Below are 2,104 nucleotides of genomic sequence, written 5' to 3' on the forward strand. Positions count from 1 at the left end.
TGCTGCTACCGCATGTTCGACGAGGGCAAGTCGCGCTACTCGGTCGCCCAGCAGATGAAGATATCCTTTGCCGCCGCCAGCCACCGTTTCAACAACTGGCGCAAGCTGGGTGGGGGCAAGAGGCAGAGGACTTTGCTTGGCTAGATTGGGTGGCCAATTTGGCCGATCTCGGCGCTGCCCCCTCATTGCCCTGCCGGGCATTTCTCCCCGTAAACAGGGAGAAAGAAGCTGGCGGGAAGCGCCGCACCCCCTTGCAACGCTGAAGATTGGCGAAACCAAAGGCGACAGCGTCCTTCTCCCCGTTTACGGGGAGAAGATGGCGGCAGCCAGATGAGGGGCGGCGCAAACGCCGATCATGACTCGCTAAACTTTGTAACGGTCACATTTTTCCCATGGTGCGCCACCTCCCTTTGCGGGCATCATGAAGGGCAACATCTTCCCACAGGACCCACCATGACCACCCTTCCCGGCATCGCCGACATCCACGCCGCCGCCGCGCGTCTCTCCGGCTTGATCATCGAAACCCCCTTGATCGAATCGCAGGAGCTGAACAGACGCTTCGGGGGCCGCATCCTGTTCAAGCCGGAGACGCTGCAGCGTACCGGCTCGTTCAAGTTCCGCGGCGCCTACAACAAGCTGTCGTCGCTCAGCGCGGAGGAGCGCAGCCGAGGCGTCGTCGCTTTCTCATCGGGCAATCATGCGCAGGGCGTCGCCGCCTCGGCCGCGATGTTCGGCGTCAAGGCGGTGATCGCCATGCCTTCAGACGCGCCGGCGATGAAAATTGCCAATGTGCGCAAGATGGGCGCGGAGGTGGTCCCGTTCGACCGCTTTCGCGACGACCGCATGACCGTGATCCGTCCTTACATGGAAAGAGGCATGGTGCTGGTGCCGCCTTTCGACGATCCGGCCATCATTGCCGGCCAGGGCACGATCGGCCTCGAATTGATGCGCCAGGCAAAAGCGCTTGGCGTCGACCTCGACGCGGTGATCGTCCCCTGCGGCGGCGGCGGCTTGTCGAGTGGCATCTCCGTTGCCGTCAAGGATGCCTCGCCGAACACGGCGGTCTGGGCGGTCGAGCCCGAGCATTTCGACGACACCCGCCGGTCGCTGGCCGCCGGTGCAAGGGTTTCGAACGAGCCCGGCCATAGTTCGATCTGCGACGCGCTGCTGACCGCCGAGCCTGGCGTGATCACCTTCGAGATCAACCGCAGGAATCTCACCGGTGGCATCGCCGTCTCGGACCAGGCGGCGGCGCAGGCGATGCGCGACGCCATGGCCTATCTCAAGCTGGTGGTCGAGCCCGGCGGCTGTGTGGCGCTGGCGGCACTGTCATCGGGCGAGATCGAGCTGTCCGGCAAATGCATTGCCGTGGTGCTGTCCGGCGGCAATGTCGATTTCGGCACTTATGCCGGGATCATGGCGGCTGCTTGAGACGGCGATGTCCAAGGGTATCTGATATGGAGTATCTGGCGACAGGCTCCGCCTTGGATCACTCCTCGCCCGCCGCCAAATCGTCGCCGCGCTGAGCATGGTCATCTACCGCCCGCTCACGCGTTCCGAGCTGCCCGACGATACGGCATCCCTTGCCCGCACCCTCGTTGGCAAACTCGTGGTGCGCGAGCTGCCTGAAGGCATCGCCAGCGGCCGCATCGTCGAGACCGAGGCCTATGTGACCGGTGACGCCGCCGGACACGGTTACCGGGGGATGACCCCGCGCAACCGTTCGCTGTTTCTCGAACCCGGGCACGCCTATGTCTATCTCGCCTACGGCATCTCCTACATGCTCAATGTCTCGAGCGAGATGCCGGGGGTCGGAACCGGCGTGCTGATCAGGGCGCTCGAGCCACTCGAGGGCATTGCGATCATGCGGCTCAACCGCGGCGTCGAGCGCCTGCGCGACCTGGCGCGAGGACCGGGAAGGCTGGCCCAGGCGTTGCGGATCGATCGTTCGCTCGACGGGCTCGATCTTTGCCGCAAAGGCCCGCTATGGCTGGCAACCGACGAGCATCAAGCCGGCGACATCGCCCAAGGCGTCCGGATCGGCATTACAAAGGATGCCGATCGCCCGCTGCGGTTTTACGTCAAGGGGAGCGCCTTCGTCAGC

The 2,104-nt window shown here is 64.3% G+C and carries 2 protein-coding genes; both read left to right on the top strand.

Translation table 11 applies throughout. The annotated features are described in order from the left end of the window. The first annotated feature begins 453 nt into the window (after positions 1–453). Positions 454–1,431, top strand: a complete 978-nt coding sequence (locus EN893_RS30620) for a threonine/serine dehydratase (protein WP_127269749.1) — start codon at positions 454–456, stop codon at positions 1,429–1,431. A gap of 97 nt (positions 1,432–1,528) precedes the next feature. Beyond that, positions 1,529–2,104, top strand: a 576-nt coding sequence (locus tag EN893_RS30625; RefSeq protein WP_128362043.1) for a DNA-3-methyladenine glycosylase, incomplete at its 3' end; no start/stop codon positions are given.

Source organism: Mesorhizobium sp. M7A.F.Ca.CA.004.04.2.1, from assembly GCF_004022825.1.
GTDB lineage: Bacteria > Pseudomonadota > Alphaproteobacteria > Rhizobiales > Rhizobiaceae > Mesorhizobium.